The organism is Mycobacterium sp. IDUB_21 (genome assembly GCF_055419425.1).
Genome location: NZ_JBVAXQ010000002.1, coordinates 202,333 through 219,656, shown reverse-complemented (window position 1 = coordinate 219,656; position 17,324 = coordinate 202,333). Strand labels below are relative to the sequence as shown.

At 67.5% G+C, this 17,324-nt stretch carries 14 protein-coding genes and 1 pseudogene; 6 read left to right on the top strand and 9 right to left on the bottom strand.

The window, feature by feature from the left end; translation table 11 throughout:
- Nucleotide 1: 1 nt before the first annotated feature.
- Together ACZYY4_RS03945 and ACZYY4_RS03940 are read right to left on the bottom strand one after the other, a co-directional pair.
- Nucleotides 2-1,741, bottom strand: coding sequence for an ABC transporter ATP-binding protein (locus ACZYY4_RS03945; protein WP_463808146.1), 1,740 nt, complete (start codon nucleotides 1,739-1,741; stop codon nucleotides 2-4).
- Nucleotides 1,738-4,335, bottom strand: coding sequence for an ABC transporter ATP-binding protein/permease (locus ACZYY4_RS03940; RefSeq protein ID WP_463808145.1), 2,598 nt, complete (start codon nucleotides 4,333-4,335; stop codon nucleotides 1,738-1,740). Before ACZYY4_RS03940 ends, ACZYY4_RS03945 begins: the two co-directional genes overlap by 4 nt.
- A gap of 127 nt (nucleotides 4,336-4,462) precedes the next feature.
- Between ACZYY4_RS03940 and ACZYY4_RS03935 the strand changes: the two genes are divergently transcribed.
- Nucleotides 4,463-5,092: a GNAT family N-acetyltransferase gene (locus tag ACZYY4_RS03935; protein WP_463808144.1), complete on the top strand. Its 630-nt coding sequence runs from the start codon at nucleotides 4,463-4,465 to the stop codon at nucleotides 5,090-5,092.
- On the opposite strand, the gene mbtN is transcribed toward ACZYY4_RS03935, so the two are convergent.
- From mbtN to ACZYY4_RS03920, 3 genes and pseudogenes are all read right to left on the bottom strand, one after another.
- Nucleotides 5,053-6,222, bottom strand: coding sequence for a mycobactin biosynthesis acyl-ACP dehydrogenase MbtN (gene mbtN / locus ACZYY4_RS03930; protein WP_463808143.1), 1,170 nt, complete (start codon nucleotides 6,220-6,222; stop codon nucleotides 5,053-5,055). The two genes, ACZYY4_RS03935 and mbtN, sit on opposite strands and share 40 nt — an antisense overlap.
- A 2-nt stretch (nucleotides 6,223-6,224) precedes the next feature.
- Nucleotides 6,225-7,811 (bottom strand): long-chain-fatty acid--ACP ligase MbtM, encoded by a 1,587-nt coding sequence (gene mbtM, locus ACZYY4_RS03925; RefSeq protein ID WP_463808142.1) that lies wholly within the window; start codon nucleotides 7,809-7,811, stop codon nucleotides 6,225-6,227.
- Nucleotides 7,808-8,071: pseudogene (locus tag ACZYY4_RS03920) on the bottom strand (acyl carrier protein); the annotation flags it as partial. The pseudogene ACZYY4_RS03920 and the gene mbtM, both read right to left, overlap by 4 nt.
- Nucleotides 8,072-8,239: 168 nt before the next feature.
- Between ACZYY4_RS03920 and ACZYY4_RS03915 the strand changes: the two are divergent.
- From ACZYY4_RS03915 to ACZYY4_RS03895, 5 genes are all read left to right on the top strand, one after another.
- Nucleotides 8,240-9,193, top strand: coding sequence for a hypothetical protein (locus tag ACZYY4_RS03915; protein WP_463808141.1), 954 nt, complete (start codon nucleotides 8,240-8,242; stop codon nucleotides 9,191-9,193).
- A gap of 181 nt (nucleotides 9,194-9,374) precedes the next feature.
- On the top strand, nucleotides 9,375-10,223 hold the full coding sequence (locus ACZYY4_RS03910) for an SDR family NAD(P)-dependent oxidoreductase (RefSeq protein WP_463808140.1): 849 nt from the start codon (nucleotides 9,375-9,377) through the stop codon (nucleotides 10,221-10,223).
- Between the two features lie 12 nt (nucleotides 10,224-10,235).
- Nucleotides 10,236-11,156 (top strand): ferritin-like domain-containing protein, encoded by a 921-nt coding sequence (locus ACZYY4_RS03905; protein ID WP_463808139.1) that lies wholly within the window; start codon nucleotides 10,236-10,238, stop codon nucleotides 11,154-11,156.
- Nucleotide 11,157: 1 nt separating this feature from the next.
- Nucleotides 11,158-12,627 carry a flavin-containing monooxygenase gene (locus ACZYY4_RS03900; RefSeq protein WP_463808138.1) on the top strand — a complete coding sequence of 490 codons (1,470 nt, stop codon included), beginning with the start codon at nucleotides 11,158-11,160 and terminating at the stop codon, nucleotides 12,625-12,627.
- Entirely contained in the window at nucleotides 12,624-13,523 is a 900-nt protein-coding gene (locus ACZYY4_RS03895; RefSeq protein WP_463808137.1) for a MerR family transcriptional regulator, read from the top strand. The genes ACZYY4_RS03900 and ACZYY4_RS03895 overlap by 4 nt, the downstream gene beginning before the upstream one ends.
- 27 nt (nucleotides 13,524-13,550) lie before the next feature.
- Here the strand turns inward: ACZYY4_RS03895 and ACZYY4_RS03890 are convergent, their stop codons facing one another.
- The 4 genes from ACZYY4_RS03890 to ACZYY4_RS03875 all read right to left on the bottom strand — a co-directional run bounded on the left by ACZYY4_RS03890 (nucleotide 13,551) and on the right by ACZYY4_RS03875 (nucleotide 16,847).
- On the bottom strand, nucleotides 13,551-13,847 hold the full coding sequence (locus ACZYY4_RS03890) for a metal-sensitive transcriptional regulator (protein WP_463808136.1): 297 nt from the start codon (nucleotides 13,845-13,847) through the stop codon (nucleotides 13,551-13,553).
- A gap of 43 nt (nucleotides 13,848-13,890) precedes the next feature.
- A complete protein-coding gene (locus ACZYY4_RS03885; protein ID WP_463808135.1) occupies nucleotides 13,891-15,234 on the bottom strand; it encodes a salicylate synthase in 1,344 nt (447 codons plus the stop codon).
- A gap of 102 nt (nucleotides 15,235-15,336) precedes the next feature.
- A complete protein-coding gene (locus tag ACZYY4_RS03880; protein ID WP_463808134.1) occupies nucleotides 15,337-15,825 on the bottom strand; it encodes a hemerythrin domain-containing protein in 489 nt (162 codons plus the stop codon).
- Nucleotides 15,822-16,847, bottom strand: a complete 1,026-nt coding sequence (locus ACZYY4_RS03875; protein ID WP_463808133.1) for a Rieske (2Fe-2S) protein — start codon at nucleotides 16,845-16,847, stop codon at nucleotides 15,822-15,824. Before ACZYY4_RS03875 ends, ACZYY4_RS03880 begins: the two co-directional genes overlap by 4 nt.
- Nucleotides 16,848-17,324: the final 477 nt, after the last annotated feature.

The following is a 17,324-nucleotide window of genomic DNA, read 5'->3' as shown; positions in this document are numbered from 1 at the left end:
GCTATCCAGCGCTGATCCGCCATCCCGCGGCGTCGTGCTGCTGTCGCCAGAATTCGTCGAAACGTCCACCCGCGGACTGCAATTCCTCGATCGTGCCGTCTTCGATGACCTGACCGTTGTCGAGGAACAGCACCCGGTCGGCTTGGGCGATACTGGCCAGTCGGTGGGCGACGATCACCCGGGTGCGCGGCCTCAGCTCGGCGCTCAGCGCGTCGACGACCGCCGCTTCGTTCTCGGTGTCCAGGGCGCTGGTCGCCTCGTCGACCAGCAGCACCGGTGCGGGCTTGAGCAGGGCGCGGGCGATGCTGACCCGTTGGCGTTCACCGCCGGACAGCGCCGCACCGGCCTCCCCGACGGCGGACTCAGCGCCGTCGGGCAACCGGCCGGTCAGCTCGTCGACCCGGGCGAGCTCGCTGGCCCGAAGGAAGTCCTCCTGACCGGCGCCGGGGTCTCCGACCAGAATGTTGTCGCGGATCGTGCCGTCCAACAGGTAGGGATGCTGGAACACCATGCTGCTCGCCGCGCGCCGCGTCGCTGCGGGTAGCTCGGTGGCGTCGGCCCCGTCGAGCAGAACCCGGCCGCCGGTCGGTTCGTGCAGGCCGGCGATCAGGGCCAGGATGGTGCTCTTGCCCGACCCGGACGGTCCGACGATGGCGGTCGTGGTGCCCGGCTCCAGCGTGAAACTGACGCGGTCGAGCACCGGCACGCCCGCCGCGTCGTAGCCGAAGGTGACGTCGTCGAACTCGATGCGTGGAGCCGCGGCACCGTCGCGCAGCGCGCCGGTTCCCACCTTCAGCAACGGCGCGGTGAGCACGGCCCGGATCCGCTCGAGGCTGGCCCGCGTCGATTCCAGGGCCGGCGCCAGCTCGCTGATGGCGGCGAAGGGTTCCAGGTAGCGGACGGTCACGACGATCAGCGCGATGGCTTCCGGGACGCTCAGGGTGCCGGCCACGGTCAGCGCGGTGGTCGCGCCGGCGAGCAGAATCAGCGCACCCTGACTCGCCAGGCTGAACAACAGCTGGCCGGGAATCTGCATGAGCAACAACCGCATTGCCGCGCCGTGCTGGGCGGCCAGGGCCGAACCGACGGTGCTGCGTTCGGGTTCGACTCGCCGTGCGGCACGCAGCGCCTGCTGGGTGCGGGCGAACTCGATGATGCGCTCGGTGAGCGCGGTGTTGGCGTCCCCGGCGGCGGTGTCGGCGCGGGCGCTGAGCCGGTTGGCCGCCCACAACGCCCCCAGCAGTAGCGGCACCCCGCCCAGGGCGGCCAGACCCAGCTGCCAGGACACACCGATCAGCGCCAACGCGATCGCCGGTGGCAGCAGGATGGCGCTGATCAACGGGGTCAGCAGGTTGACGACCAGGCTGACGAGTTCGGGACCGGTGGCGGCGATCGCCTGCCGGGCGGTGGCGGTGTTGGCTTGTGTGAACCAGTCCAACCGAATTGCCGGCAGCCGGTCGGCGACGTCGTGTTGGGTGTGATCGAGGACGGCGAATCCCAGATCGAATCCGATTCGCGCGCATGTGTAGTCGATCAGCCAGCCGGCCACGGTCGCCGCGGTCAGCCAGCCCAGCCAGGTCAGCGCCTGGCGCGGAGAATCGGAGAACAGCGCGGCCACCAGGGGGACCAGCAGTACGGTGCCCGCCGCCCGCACCGCCACCGACAGAAATGTCAGCACGGTGTAGCCGACAAGCCGGCCACGGCGTTCCCGGGGAATCAGCTGGATCAGCGTGCGGATCATCGTGCCGCCTCCGCTCCGGCGGCGACCGCCCGACGCCCGGTCTCCCATAGCTGCAGGTAACGTCCGCCCGCGGCGAGCAACTCGTCGTGGCGGCCCTGCTCGACGATGGCGCCTTGGTCGAGCACCACGATCTGATCGGCGCCGCTGACGGTGTGCAGGCGGTGCGCGATGACAAGCACGGTGCGGTCCTTGGTCAGCCGATTGAGGGCTTGCTGCACCAGGTACTCCGATTCGGGGTCGGCGAAAGCGGTGGCCTCGTCCAGGATGAGCACCGGGGTGTCGGCGAGGATGGCGCGGGCGATGGTGAGCCGTTGCCGCTCGCCGCCGGACAGTGCCGCGGCGGCGCCGAGCACCGTGTCGTAGCCGTTGGGCAGGCGCAGGATGCGCTCGTGGAGCTGGGCTTCGCGCGCGGCATTGTGTACCTGCTCGTCGGTCGCCTCGGGGACGGCCAGCGCGATGTTGTCGCGCACGCTGCCGTGCACCAGCTGGGTCTCCTGCAACACGAATCCGACCCGGCGGTACAGCTCATCGGCGGACAATGACCGAATGTCCTGTCCGTCAACCGTTATCGAGCCCTGCTGCACGTCGTGGAAGCGGGCCAGCAGCGCGGCCAGGGTGGACTTGCCGGATCCCGACGGACCGACCAGCGCGGTCACCGTGCCCGGACGCAGGGTAAGCGACACATCCCGGATCACCGGCACGCCCGGGCGGTAGCCGAAGCTGACCGCCTCGAAGCGCACCGTCCCGGCCGTCTGCGCTGCCTCCGATGCCGCATGCTCGCCCACCGCGAGTTCCGGTTCGTCCAATGCGATCTGCAGTCGCCGGGCCGCCAGCATGCCGCCGCGGATTCCGCCGAGGCCCAGGCCGATACCCAGCAGCCGGGCGCCGAAGGTGGTGCCCAGCAACAGGAACGGCAGCAGGTTCACCGGGTCCATCCGGCCGGCGACGATCAGCGGGGTGCCTGTCAGCACGATCAGCCACAGGAACGTCGACGGACGGGTGACCAGGTCCATCAGCGTCTTCTTGCCGATGAACGGCCGCTGCCAGGACACCAGAAAACTGATGTAGTCGTCCAACTGCCGGCGGAAGGTCGACCCGGCGGCCCCACCGAACACCCGGATCACCGGCTGGCCCTCCAGGTAGGTTCCGGCCTCGCCGTTCATCCTCTCCGCCCAGCGCTGCGCCTGGCTGATCTTGGGGCCCGACTGCGTCATCATCACCGACATCAGCACCAGGTAGACCAGCACCGGCACGAACAGCACCAGCGCCACCCGCCAGTCCACCACGAACAGGTAGACCAGCACGGCCACCGGTGCGACGACCGCGGCAACCGCGTCGGGAATGGCGTGGGTGACCAGATAGTGCAGCGACAGGGTGTCGTCGGCGACGAGTTGCTTGATCGACCCGGAGCCGCGGGCGGTGAACCAGCCCAGCGGCAGCCGGGACAGCTTGCTCAGCAGCCGGGTCCGCAATCCGCTCGCGAAGCGGGCGTCCACGACGTGCAGCCACAGCGTGAGCCCCGCGCCCAACAGGGTTCCCAGGCCGAGCAGCGAGACCGCCGCGATGCCCACCGTCCACAAGCGTGACTCGTCGACACCGGAGACCAGCAGCCGGGCCAGCTCCACCAGCAGCACGAAGGGCGCCAGCTGCAGCAGCGTGATCACGGCCTGCAGGACGCCGGAGACGATCAGCGGCACCTTCAGCGCACTGAGCAACCGGCCCGCGGCCTGCGCGCGCCACTCCCCCTTCGCGTTGACTCTGCGCTCACCAGGCGACTCACTCGCATTTTCGTCTGGTGGAGGCAGAGTCAGCGGTGCTTCCGGGGTTTCCGTGGTTTCCGGTCCGCGTTGGGTGCCCATGGCCCGTCCGGCGCTCCAGTAGGCCTGAGCGTGGATCTCGGATTTGGGGAAGCCGAACTCGTCGCGCAGCCGCGTCCGCAGCGCCTTCAAGGTCGCGGCTTCCGGTGTCGCCCAGGCGTACCAGTCCGACCAGTCCCGGGATTCGATGGCGGCGGCCAGCGAGTTCGCGTCGCGGCGGGGCACCCAGTGCACCCGCAGCCGGGGATGTTCGCGCAAAGGGATCAACAGGTCGTTGTCCTCGCGCTGTTCGAGGTACAGCTCGATCGGCACATCGGGAGGGACGGAACCGATGATCCCGTTGATCCCCGGAATCGACGCCGAGTCCCCCATCAGTAGGTAACCGGCGGGCTGTGCGTCGAGATCTGGCGTTTCAAAGCGCGACGAACCCATCAGCGACATGGCCGCGATGCTCGCTCCGGGTTCGACGGTGCGGGCCCACCGCGTGGCGGGTCCGGCCGGTTCGTGCAGCACCATGTCCACCGCGAAGCGCCCGGTCGCGGCGTCGCCCTCGGCGATGGTGTAGGCGCGTTGGTATTCGGTGTTGGAGCCGTCGGGGTCGGGAAACCAGAAGCGCAGCCAGGCACTGGGTTCGACGGTCGCGTCGGTGAACAACGTCGGTGAATGCATCCAGACTCGGATGTAGTGCGGGGTGATCCAGCTGGTCTCGAGCACCGTCACGGTGTGGTCGCGGGCGCCGAAGCCCCGCAGAATCGCACCCTGCAAGCCGCGCGCCATCAAGGTCCTTTCGCCAACGGTTGCCCACCCCGCGGGGCGGGACCCGGCGCTCGCGCCGCCAAGCCGAACCTAGGTTACCCTACCCTCACTTAACCCGATAGGTGCTCGGGTAAGCTCACTGCTCGTTATGACTGATGCCGCAACCATCCTGCACCGCGAGCTGACGGACTTATCCGACGAGGTCCGCCGCGTCCCGGCACCGCCGATCCCGGTGCTGGCCGAGCCCTATGCGATCCGGGTTGCCGACCCGGACGCCGATGCGGAGATGGTCTCCGAGTGGATGAACCGGCCGCACCTGGCGCAGACGTGGGAGTCCGCCTGGCCGCCGGAGCGCTGGCACGCCTATCTGAACGCCCAGGTCGCCGGCAGCTACACGCGGCCGCTCATCGTCAGCCGACACGGACAAGACAGCGGTTACATCGAGTTATACCGGGCCGCAAAGGATTCCATCGGGAAGTTTTACGACGCCGACCCGTACGATCTGGGCATGCACGGGGCCGTCGCTGACGCTGTGGCGGTCAATCGGGGGTTCGCGGCGATCCTGCTACCGCGCGTCATGGCCAGCGCGTTCGACCTCGAACCGCGGTGCCGGCGGATGATGTTCGAACCCGAGTACCGCAACACGGCGATGCGTCGACTGGCCGAGTATGTGGGCAGCACCTTCCTCGGTGAACACGACATGGGTTACCGCAAAATGGCGCTCTACGCCGTACTGCGCTACCCGGACGACGACCCGCTGTCGAACAACTCGGCGTAGCCGTCGTAGTCCGGGCGCATCCCCGCCGCCACCAACTCCCAGAGCACCTCGTCGGTGCCGCCGCCCACCCGGGCCAGCTTCATATCCCGCCACCAGCGACCGATCGGCGTCTCGTCGACCAGGTACCCGGAGCCACCGAAAATGTGCATGCACTCGGAGAGCACTTCCTCGCCGAGCCGGGCCGCGGTGACCTTCACCGCGGCGGCAGCGCGCAGATCAAGCCGTCCATCGGCGGCAATACCGTTGAGCGCGTGACGAAGTAGATCGACCCGCGCCTGTAGGTCGGCGACCCGCATCCGCAGCGCCTGATGCTCGAACAAGGTGGCGCCGAACTGGCGGCGGCGCATCATCCGGGCGTGGGTGAGACCCAGCACCACCTGACACGACGACGCCACCTGCCCGGCGATCGACATGCGCTCATGCGCCAGCCCCCAGGAGATGGCGGCCAAGCCGGTTCCAGGCCGGGCGATCAGGGCCTCGGCGGGAACCCAGGTGTCGATCTCGACGGCAGCGGTGTCCAGCGGTCCCGCCCCAACCTTGCGGTAGGGCTCGCACACCTGCACCTGCGCGGTCGGTACCGCGATCACCAGGACGTTGCCGTGCCGACTGTTCTCGTCGTGATCCACACCGCGCGCGACCACGATGATGTGGTCGGCGATCGGCGATAACGAGACGAACTTCTTGCGGCCACGGATCTCGAATCCGTCGCGTACGGAACGGACTTCGGTCTCGACGATCTGCAGATCCGAACCGCCGGACTCCTCGGATGCAGCGATGCACAGCACCGCCTCGCCATTGATCGCCTGCTCGCAGATGCCCTGCAGATATTCGGATCGCCCGAACCGGCGCAGGATCGCAATCGCCGAGTCGTGCAGGCTGACCCCGACCCCGATGCCGGCCGACCGCAACTGCCCGAGCTTGAAGGCCAGCGCCACCAGCCTGGCGACGTCGGGATGCTGGCCGTTCCCCCACTTGCCGGCGAACACCCCGGTGCGACCGAGGTGCTCGATCAATTTGCGCGGAAAGCGTTCGGCTGCTTCGGCTTCGGCGGTCCAATCGGCGACCTGTTGGTCGAATACCCCGTCGAGCAGTGCGCGGTAGGCGTCGATATCGGAGCCCACAGAGTCCATGGTCAACTCATCGCCTCCATGTTCTGTTTGACCTCGATGCGCCGCAACTTGCCCGACGACGTCCGGGGCAGAGAGCCGGGCGCCAGAAACACCACCTTGGCGGGCACCACCCCGCACTCCGACGCCACCCGGGCAACCAGATCTCGGCGGGCGCCGGCCTCGTCGGGCCCACGGAACTCGGCGACCACCACCAGCGCGGGCCGGACGTCGTCGGTGCCGACGGCGACCACCGCCCCGTCTCGCACTCCGCGGATCTCGGCGGCTACCCGTTCGATCTCGGTGGGGAACACATTGCGCCCGGCCACCGAGATGATCTCCTTGGCGCGCCCGCAGACCACCAAGCCGTCGTCGGTGAGGTAGCCCAGGTCACCGGTGGCGAACCAGGTATCGGGGTCATGTGTCGCTTCGCCGACATACCCCGACATCATCGAGGTACCGCGGATCTCGATCTCGCCGACGTCGCGGCCGGGCTGGTCGGCATCGTGACCGGCCGCCGGCGCGACCCGGACCTCCATTCCGGGGATCGGCACACCCAGGATCGCGTGCCGGCGGGTCACTTCAGCACCAGAATCGTCTCCGCGGCTGATGATTTCGTCATAGCGCAGGCCGGTGCCCGGGCGGGGTGCGGTCACCGCGCAGGTGGCCTCGGCCAGACCGTAGGACGGCGTGACCGCACGCGGGTCGAAACCGAACTTCGCCAGTTCGGTGACGAAGCGTTCCAGTGCCGCGCAGTCGACGGGTTCTCCGCCGTTGATCGCCACCCGCACCCGACTCAGGTCGACATCGGGGATCCGGCGCGCATATTTGCCGAGCACGCCGTAGGCGAAGTTCGGTGCCGCGGTCAGGGTGGCCGCGCTCTCATGCAGCCAGGTCAGCCACCGAAACGGCGAGGCCGCAAATGCCGCGGTGGGCGCCAGCCACAGCGGCACCCCGGCCAGCGCGCCGCTGAGGAAGAACGTCAGCCCCATGTCGTGGTACAGCGGCAGCCAGGAGCAGCCGGCGTCGGCGGACACGTCCAGTTCTACGTGCGCCAGCAGTCCGCTGATGTTGGCCAGCACCGCGGCCGGCGACAGCTGCGCGGTCCGCGGTGTTCCGGTGGATCCCGCCGTGCCCTGCAGCACCGCCGGCGCATCCGGCGCAGTCGCCGCCGGCGTGAAGGCAGCTGAACGCTCGGTGGCGGTGGCGGCGACGTCGCGCACCGCGGCACCGGTACCGGATTCACCCAGCAACTCCAGCGACGCACCGTGGCTGAAGACGGTGTCGACGCCGATTCCGGCGAACCGGTTCAGCGTTGCCCGCGCCCACTGCTGCGGATCGGCGCCGCGCACCGGACCGGGCAGGATTGACACCGGACGTCCGGCCAGCCAGGCCCCCTGAATGGCGGCGACCAGCTCGACGGTCGGATCCCCGACCAGGCCGATCGCACCGAGGCGGTCTCCGTTGAGGATTCTCGACGCCACGCTCTGCGCGCGGGAGTGCACCTGCGCCCACGGGTGGCGCTGCCAGGTGCCGCTGCCCTGGTCGAAGATCACCAGATCCTGGTCCGAGGTGGTCATCGCCCGGGTCAGGGCGCCAGCCAGCACGCTCACGCGTCGGCGGGAGTTTTCGCCCGGATGGCGGCCTCAAGGTCGCCGACGGTCTCGCAGGTCAGCAGGTCTTCCTCGGACAATGCCACGCCGAGCCGATCCTCGATGGCGACCATGCCGATCGCGAAGGCCACCGAGTCCAGACCGACGTCGTCGACCAACCGTGACTCCGCAGTGACCCGGTCGAGGTCGACATTCAGGTCGTCGCGCAGGATCTCACGAAGCGCGATACCGACGGCATCGTCTGGCGAGGAGCTCATGTCGGAGGACGCTACACGACATTCGAAATAAGGTTAGCCTTGCCCTACTTTGTGACCTCCAACACAAGGTTAGGCAAGGCTTGCCTTGTGATAAACCCTGTGGTTAAGGTAAGCCCGCGTTCAACATACACAGGAACCTCATGCCTGATGAGGTCACAATAAGGAGAAGCAATGCAGCTCGCCCTTGCGACCGGATCGTCCGATCGGGAGACCGCATCTGACGCTCTACCGACCACCCGCGCCATCCGACTGCTGGCTGCCGGGGTCGCCCTGGCCGGCGCTGGTCTGATCGCCGTCAACCCGGTCGCGCCGCTGGTCCCCATGGCTGCTCACCAGCCTGCAGTGGAGCTCACCAGCACCACCTCGGACAACCTGGACGCCCTGATGGAGCTGCTCGCGGCCAACCCGAACCCGATTGGTTCGGCTATCGGCGAGCTCTCCGGCTACTACAGCGAGGTCGCCAGCAATAGCTTCGAACAGTCGATGGCCGGCGTCGAAGGCATCTGGTCCGGGATGGGGGCCGCCAAGGGCCTGGAGACCATTCTCCCGATGATCAGCGACTACATCCAGCAGGGCGACTTCACCAACGCCTACAACCTGCTCAACTGGGACATGCTGTTCAACATGCAGAACATCTTCCAGCCGCTCTTCGACCACACGGTGCGCGGCACCGGCGAATTCGTGCCCGGCGTGTTCGGCCTCGGCGCCGACATGACTCGCGTGTTCGCGAACGTGCAGGACGTGTTCGGTGACTTCGACTTCTGGAAGGGCGGCGCCAAGTTCCTGACGGAGCCCTTCATCGGCATGCAGTTCGCGCTGGCGGACAACATGACCGACCACGGTGACCACGTTGCCCAAGACCCGTTCGATGCGTTGCTCAACGGGTACATTCCGTGGGACGTGCAGCCCGGCTCCGACCCCGACGCCGACCCGCACGCCCCGTTCGTGGGCCTGATCTCCGAGAACGGCACCTTCGCCTACCTGTTCGAGACTCTCCCCCAGAAGTTCGCTGACGCGTTGACCATGAACCTGCCGGTGGACGACGTAGTGGACCCGGACGTCGGTGGAGCACTTGCGGACCCGGACCTGTTCGACATGACCTGGCTCACCGGCCTCTTCGGCTAGCAGCACCACCTCCTGCACCACCTCCTGCGCGAGCGTGCGCGTCCCCGGCCGACGCGCCGAAGATTTCTCCGGGATTGCGCACGCTCGCGCCGAGCGGCGGCCGGGTTCGGGCACTATCCCCGAGCCCGGCCGCAAAACACTGCCATTGACTAATGGCACCATTGACGGTTGACTCAGTCGCATGATTCTCGGGCGATCGCCGAAACGCAGTCACGGAGCCTCAGCAGTGGTCACCGGCGCCGGCAGCGGCATCGGAGCCGCATTCGCCATCGAACTCGCCCGCCGTGGCAGCGCCGTGGTCTGTAGCGACATCGACGATGACGCCGCCCGACGCACCGTCGAAGCCATCACCACCGCGGACGGGCGCGCCACCGCCGTGCACTGCGACGTCTCCGCGATCGACGACGTCACCGCACTGGCCGAAGCTGCGCAGTCCTGGTTCGGCCACCCGCCCACCCTGGTGATCAACAATGCCGGCGTCGGCACCGGCGGACAGCCGATCGGGGCCATGTCCCTGGACGACTGGAACTGGACACTGGGCATCAACCTGTGGGGCCCGATCCATGGCTGCCACGTGTTCACCCCGATCCTGCGCGAAACCGCCACCGATCGTCCCCGCGGCATCATCAATGTCGCCTCCGCCGCATCGTTCGGCGCCGCCCCCCAGATGGCGGCCTACAACGTCAGCAAAGCCGGGGTGCTGTCGCTGTCGGAGACCCTGGCCGCCGAGCTGTCCGGCACCGGGATCGGCGTGACTGTGCTGTGTCCGACGTTCGTCAAGACCAACATCGTCGAATCCGGCCGCAGCACCGCACAATCCAGTGAAGCCGCGAACCGGCTGATGCGCTGGACCGGAATCTCCGCGGAACGCGTCGCCCGGGACTGCCTGGACACCCATGACCGCGGCGGCCTGTACTGCATGCCGCAACTGGACGCCAAAATCGGCTGGAACATCAAACGAATGGCGCCCGAGACGTTCACCCGCACCATCGGCCTGGCGTTCCGGGCCGGCTCGCATCTGTCGAATTAGGGGGAGTGTCCGATGAGTGTCGATCTGGACGTCATGCTCGCCAAGATCAAGGACCGGCAGTGGGCGCTGGCCGACATCGACTGGGACGCACCGGGGGCCGAGACCATCGACGATGAATTCCGGCCCAAGCTCAAGAAGTTCATGGCCGACCTGTGCTGGATCGAGAACATCGGCGCCCGCGGGTTCGCCGCGCTGGCCCGCAAGACACCCAACGCAACGCTGGCCGAGATCTACCGCTACTTTCACGCCGAGGAACAACGCCACGCCAACGCCGAGCTGGCGCTGATGAAGCGCTGGGGCATGCTCGAAGACGGTGAGCTGCCCGAACCCAACGTCAATATCCGACTGGCGATGCAGTGGCTGGACGACTACTCCGACGACATGCCGCTGTCGGTGCTGGGCACGGTGATCCCGATGCTGGAGGTGGCACTCGACGGCGCGCTGCTGAAGTTCCTGCTCGACGAGGTCGACGACCCAGTCTGCCACCAGGTGTTCGAGAAGATCAACAACGACGAATCCCGGCACATCGCTGTCGATTTCGAGGTGTTGGAGATGATCGGTCACGCTGACGCCCGCAGGCTGGCCATCGAGTTCGTCGGCGCGGTCGCCTCCCCTTCACTGATCGTCGGCGCGCTGATCTCGATCCCACTGCTCAACCGGATCCGTAACGAGGTCATCGGCATGGGATTGGATCCGCAACGCCTCTACTCGGCGCTGACGCGTTTCCGGCAGTTCGGCGAACGCGGCGAACACACCTGGCGAGTGCCGGCGTACCAGGTCGTCAAGCGTTACTCGGGCTGGATGGCCAATCCGAACAGTCCGTATCACCTGCTGGCCAACCCCGCGGTGTGGCTGTCCGGCTACTACCCCAAGCGCCTGCTCAAACCAGTCCCAAGCTGGTTCAAAGAGCTGACTCACGAACCGGCGGCCTGACATGGCGCGGGGGCAGGTCTATCAGACGCTGATCGTCGGCGCCGGCTTCAGCGGGATCGGTGCGGCGATCAAGCTGGCCGAATCCGGCATCGCCGGTGACGACGAGATCATCATCCTGGAGCGCAGTGACCGCGTCGGTGGAACCTGGCGTGACACCCGCTATCCCGGTGCGGCATGCGATATTCCGTCGCTGCTGTACTCGTTCTCTTTCGTCGCCAACCCCGGCTGGTCGCGCGCTTATCCGTCGGCCGAGGAGATCTATCAACACATCGAGGACATGGTCGACCGGTTCGACCTGCGCCGTCATATCCGGTTCGGCACCGAGGTCACCGAACTGTCGTTCGACGAGCGGGCCGGTGTCTGGACGGTCACCGCAGGCCGCAGAAAGTTTCGGGCCCGCACCGTGGTGTTGGCCTCCGGCCCGCTGCCCGATTCCAGCTACCCGGCCATCCGAGGCCTGGAATCCTATGCCGGCCACAAGATCCACAGCGCCCGCTGGGATCATGACTACGACTTCACCGGCAAGACGGTGGCGGTCGTCGGCACCGGCGCCAGCGCGGTGCAGATCATCCCGGAACTGGTCAAACAAGCCGGCTTCGTCAAGGTGTTCCAGCGCACGCCGGGCTGGGTGATCCCTCGACTGGACGTGGCCATGCCGGCGAGCGTGCAAGAGTTGTTCGCCAAAGTCCCTGCCGCCCAGCAGCTTGCCCGCCAGGCGCTGTTCTGGGGACACGAGGCCAGCGCCACCGCACTGGTGTGGAACACCCCGCTCAGTGGCCTGGTGGCCCAACTCGGCAAAGCCCACTTGCGGGCGACCGTGAAGGATCCGTGGCTGCGCCGTCAGCTCACCCCGGACTTCACACCGGGCTGCAAACGCGTGCTGGTCTCCAGCGACTACTACCCCGCGCTGCAGCGCGACAACTGCAAGCTCATCGACTGGCCGATCGCCACGATGAGCCCCGCCGGCATCCGCACCAGCGACGGTGTGGAGCATCACCTGGACGCGATCGTGTTCGCTACCGGCTACGACGTGCACCTCACCGGCCCGCCGTTTCCGGTCACCGGGTTGGGCGGCCGGTCGCTGGCCACCGAGTGGACCGGCGGCGCCCAGGCGTTCAAGAGCATTCAGGCCCACGGCTATCCGAACCTGTTCTTCATGACCGGCCCCAACTCCGGCCCGGGACACAACTCGCTACTGGTGTATGTCGAAGGCCAACTCGACTACGTGGTGCGCGCCCTCGGCGCCATCCGCGAGTCGAACCTGCGCTACTTGGACGTCCGCGACGAGGTCCAGCGCCGCCACAACGAACAGATCCAGCGACGGCTGGGCACCACGACTTGGATGTCGGGTTGCCGCAGTTGGTATCTCACAAAGGACGGTTTCAACGCGTCGATGTATCCGGGGTTCGCGACCCAGTATCTTCGGCAGATGCGCAAATTCCGGCTCGCCGACTACCACGCGGTGGCATGACCGCACCGGATCGTCACCCCAAGGCCGACTCCATCGCCGGCGTTCTGGCGAACCTACGACGAGTGCCACGCCGGGTCCGACGCGAGTCCCGCGAGGTGATCGAAGCCGCGGTGACCCAGCTGTTCGAGGTCGTGGTGCGCCACCCCGGCGGCAGTGCGGCGTCGCGCGAATACCGGATCGACGACCTGGCCCGGCTGGCCGGCACCACCACCCGCAACGTCCGGGTGTACCGGGACCGCGACCTGTTGCCGCCGCCGCGGCGGGTCGGACGGGTTGCGCTGTTCAACGACACGCACCTGACGCGGCTGCGGCTGGTCACCTCGATGCTGGACCGCGGCTACACGATCGCGCACGTCAAGGAGATGATCGGCGCCTGGGAGCAGGGCAAGGACCTCGGCGACATCCTGGGCCTGGAGAGCGCCATCGCCGGCACCTGGACCACCGAGCGGCACCAAACCATGCCGCGCACCGACGCCGAGCGGCTGATCGACGATCCGCAGGCGCTGCGCCGACTGGTGCAACTCGGGGTGGTCCGCCTCGACGGATCCGACGGTTCCCAGGCCACCATCACCCGGCCCAAGCTGATCGAGGCATTCAACGAGATCCGCGGCTACGGCATCGCCGTCGACAAACTCATCGACCTCTACGAGCAGACGCTGCCGCACATCGACGCGATCAGTCAGATGTTGGTGCGCGCCGGCGCCGAACACGTCCTGGAGCGAGTCCAGCCCGGTGCACCGCTGCCGGCCGACACCGAGATCGCCGAGTTGATCGGCATGCTGGTCCGGTTCCGCACCCAGGCCGTCGCATCCGTCACCGCCACCCTGGCCTCGTCGATCGAGTCGACCATCGAGTCGATGGTCACCGGCATCCTCACCGACTCTCTGCTGCACTGACGACGCTCTCCGCGAGCCGCAAATCCGTCAGGCCAGTGCGAGGAACAGCTTCTCGAGCTCATCCTCGGAAAGCGGAGCGTTGCCGTTGTCGGACTCGCCGGCCAGGCATTCGCGCAGCCCGCTCGCGACGATCTTGAAACCCGCCCGGTCCAGCGCCCGCGAGACCGCCGCCAGTTGGGTGACCACGTCCTTGCAGTCGCGGCCGCTTTCGATCATCGCGATAACCCCGGCGAGCTGGCCGTGCGCACGGCGCAACCGGTTCAACACCGACTTGACGGTCTTGTCGTCCCCTACCACTTGAGCTCCTCTCGGCGATAGCACCATGATACCCGGCGGGGTATCTCTACGCCGGGATACAACGTGGGACTCAGCGGCGGGCGATCAGGTGCGGCGCCAGCGTCGCGAGCTTCTCGCAGGTCTCCTCGAATTCCCGCTCGGGACGGGACGCGTCGATGACTCCTGCGCCGGCCCGCAGCCAGGTCCGGCCATCCCGTTCGTAAGCGGCCCGCAGCGTCAATGCGGCATCCAGCCCGCCGGCAGCCGAAAACATCACCACCGCACCGGAATACAGGCCGCGCGGGCACTCGTCGAGCCGCAGGATCGCGTCGATCCCGGCCGATTTGGGAATGCCCGACGCGGTGACCGCCGGGAACAGCGCCTCCAGGGCGTCCATCCGATCCCGCGCGCGGTCCAATCGCCCGGACACCGTCGAGCCCAGGTGCTGGACGCTCCCCCGCTCCCGCACGGTCATGAAGTCGGTGACCGCGGCACTGCCTGGGTCGGTGACCTCTGCGATCTCCTCCATCGACGTGCGCACCGAGATCGCGTGCTCCACGATCTCCTTGGCATCGGATTCCAGCTCGGCACGAACCGGTCCATCGATGGCGGGGTCGCCGGTGCGCGCCCGCGTCCCGGCCAACGGCTCGGTGACCACCACGCCGTCCTCACGCACCTCGGCGACCAATTCCGGGCTGTAACCGAGTGCTCGAATCCCGCCGAGTCGCAACAGAAACGAGCGGGCCGGGGTGTTGTGCCGCCGGCCCAGCCGATAGGTCGACGGGAAGTCCAGTGCGAACGGCACGTCGACGCAGCGGGACAGGATCACCTTGTGGTAGCGGCCGGCACAGATCTCACCGACGGCGGTAGCCACCCTGTCGCGATAGCCGGTGGCGTCTGCATCCACCGCAATCGGGGACGGGTCGGCGAGCGCCGGAACACCGTCGGTCAGCAGCTGATCCAGCACAGCGGCCTCGCGGTGGCCGGCACCGAACATCTCGACCTTCTCGGCCGTGACCACGATGCGGGTCCGGGGCCAGAACACCCGCGCCAGCGCCGTTGCCGGGGCCAGCCGGTCCTGCAGCCCGAAGCGGTAGGTGCCGAACTCGAAGGCGACCCAGCCGAATACCTCTTCGGTCTCCAGCAGCAGGCGGTCGACTGCTTCGCCGAGCACCGCCGCCGGGTGGCCGCGCCAGTGTTCGCGCCGCACCACGCCATCGCGGACGGTGCGCAGTTCGTCGCTGTCCAGTTCGACGGCAGCGCGCAAGCCTGCGGCCAGCGTCCAGGTTCCGCAACGCTCGTAGAGCAGGTACTCCTCGCCATCACGTTCCGGCAGCGCCGCGACGAGCCCCGCCGCGAGATCGGCGGGCCCGACGCCCGGGGGCAGGGGCAACGACAGATTTTCGGAGACTGTTTCGACACCGAGCTCGGACACAATTAGTAAATGTAGCCTAACCTACTTAATGGCGCGCGCCCGACCGGCGCTGACGTCGCAGACACCATGAATCGTCGCGATGATCACGGCCGGAGGTCGACGCTATAGCGCCTTCAGCAGCCTCGCCCGCGCTTTCACGTGGAACTGCTCGAACTTGGAGTTGCGCTGCCGCTTCATCTCGGCGGCCATCCGGTTACCCAGGTCTTCCAACTCGGAGTCGGTCAGGTCGACCGGTGCCGGCGGGGGCACCAGGTCGCGCTCTTCCTCGTCAGCGTGCGCTTCCAGCACGGTGAGGAATGAGTTCCACTCATCGACGTGGCGCGGCGAGCCGGCCGGTGTCCGCAGCGCCACAGCGAGTTGGTCGTAGATCTGCCGGTGCTCGGCGTGGGCGACCGCGATCAACTTGCCGGCCGCCGCCAGGGCCGGGTAGTAGATGTCATCCTCGATTTTCATGTGGATGGTGAACTCGGTCAGCAGTTCATCGAGGATCTCCTGCCGCTCGGCCGATCCGACCGGGGCGACCTTGAACCTGCCGCCCAACCCGCGCAGTACGTTGTGGTGATCCCGTAAGACGTCATAGGCGTTGCTCACTGGGCGATCTCCTTCGCATCGCAGATTTCGGGCCATGGCAAGGGTTTCGAGTCCAGGTACTTCTCCCGGCCGACGCCGAGTGGAGTCGGTGCGCCATCGCGCAGTTCGACCATCCCGCCGTTCAGCCGCGCCTGGTAGCAGGGCAGCGGCGAGGCGGCCGGTCCGCGCACCACCTGGCCGGTCTGCACGTCGAACTGCGAGCCGTGCCAAGGGCAGACGACCCGGCCGCGGTCGAGCCAGCCGTCCTCCATCGGCGCGGCCAGGTGCGGGCACAGGCCAGCGAAGGCCGACACACTGTCGCCGTCGCGGCACAACACCACCCCGACGCCGTCGACGTCGACCCGCATGAGTTTCTTGCCGGCCGGAAGCTCCGCCGCCGGAAGCACGGGCGTCCAGTCGTGGATGCGCAGCCGCTCACCCGACTGGTCCATGCCGATCCCGGAACCGAACACCAGGGCACCGCCCAGGAAGCCACTGCTACTGGTGATCCCGTAGCCGACGGCGCTGGTCACAATGCCCCGCAGGTGCCTCCCATCGCGCCGGTGGCGCCAGGACTGGATGTACAGACCGGTCGCGATGAGATTCAGCACGCCGTGCACGAGGCCGATCCGCCGGTCCTTTTCATGAGTGTGCTGCCAGTCGGTGACGCCGGTGGCCGCGGAGGCGAAGTTGGCCAGGATCCCCAGTCCCAGGGCGTGCTGGGCGAATCGGGACGCGTCGAGCCCCTCGGTCGACGACTTGCCCGGCAGCAGGCTCAGTGCATCCAGGGCCACCGTCGTGCCGATGGCACCGGTGGTCAGCGACGCCAGCGGCGGATGCACCGGGTGTCCGAGCCAGACGCCGTTCAAGAAGTTGGTGACCCGGTTCCGCGCCCCGCCGAATGCGTTGAACCCGAAGCTCAGCACGTTCTCCAGGCGGTAGCTCGGCCGATCCATCCATTCTTGTCGCCCGAGAAAGTCCAGCACCCGCCCGCCGGCTCCGTGCGCCCGGTCCTCGGTGCGACGCGCCCGTTGAACTGCCATCCCTCGGCCCTCCATCTGACTCGCGGCCGCACCTCGTTTGCGGAACCACGAGCGAAGGTTATCCGCATGTGCGGTTTTAAACAACTACCGGGTCCCGATATTGCTGACACATCGGGCCCCACTGTCGCCGACTTCGGATACATCTCCGCGAGGAATCCTGACAATTGGTTTCCACCAGTGCGTTTGATGGGCGTGCTGTATCCCCGAGAGGTGGCGCGCAGGGCTGCCTGCCAACCTACGTGGACATTGCTGTGAGTCCCTTGACAGGGATGGTGCCGGTTCAGAACATACGGAATTTTGGCGCACTACCCTCCACAAATCTCGGTCCGAGATACCACCCGCCGGCGGCCGTCACCCGGGGTGACCGCGAACACCGGCGACGATTCGTGGTGATGTGTTACGGCCGTTCACGATTCGGTATCAGTCCTCACACAACGCTTGGCAGCGACGGCCCTCGTATGGAATATGGAGACATGC

What these genes read in the sequence shown, in the direction of transcription:
- ACZYY4_RS03940 (WP_463808145.1), bottom strand. Translation starts at nt 4,335, where the DNA reads ATGGCGCGCGGCTTGCAGGGTGCGATTCTGCGGGGCTTCGGCGCCCGC.
- ACZYY4_RS03935 (WP_463808144.1), top strand. Translation starts at nt 4,463, where the DNA reads ATGACTGATGCCGCAACCATCCTGCACCGCGAGCTGACGGACTTATCC.
- ACZYY4_RS03905 (WP_463808139.1), top strand. Translation starts at nt 10,236, where the DNA reads ATGAGTGTCGATCTGGACGTCATGCTCGCCAAGATCAAGGACCGGCAG.
- ACZYY4_RS03890 (WP_463808136.1), bottom strand. Translation starts at nt 13,847, where the DNA reads ATGGTGCTATCGCCGAGAGGAGCTCAAGTGGTAGGGGACGACAAGACC.
- ACZYY4_RS03875 (WP_463808133.1), bottom strand. Translation starts at nt 16,847, where the DNA reads ATGGCAGTTCAACGGGCGCGTCGCACCGAGGACCGGGCGCACGGAGCC.
- mbtN (WP_463808143.1), bottom strand. Translation starts at nt 6,222, where the DNA reads ATGGACTCTGTGGGCTCCGATATCGACGCCTACCGCGCACTGCTCGAC.
- ACZYY4_RS03915 (WP_463808141.1), top strand. Translation starts at nt 8,240, where the DNA reads ATGCAGCTCGCCCTTGCGACCGGATCGTCCGATCGGGAGACCGCATCT.
- ACZYY4_RS03945 (WP_463808146.1), bottom strand. Translation starts at nt 1,741, where the DNA reads ATGATCCGCACGCTGATCCAGCTGATTCCCCGGGAACGCCGTGGCCGG.
- ACZYY4_RS03895 (WP_463808137.1), top strand. Translation starts at nt 12,624, where the DNA reads ATGACCGCACCGGATCGTCACCCCAAGGCCGACTCCATCGCCGGCGTT.
- ACZYY4_RS03900 (WP_463808138.1), top strand. Translation starts at nt 11,158, where the DNA reads ATGGCGCGGGGGCAGGTCTATCAGACGCTGATCGTCGGCGCCGGCTTC.
- ACZYY4_RS03910 (WP_463808140.1), top strand. Translation starts at nt 9,375, where the DNA reads ATGATTCTCGGGCGATCGCCGAAACGCAGTCACGGAGCCTCAGCAGTG.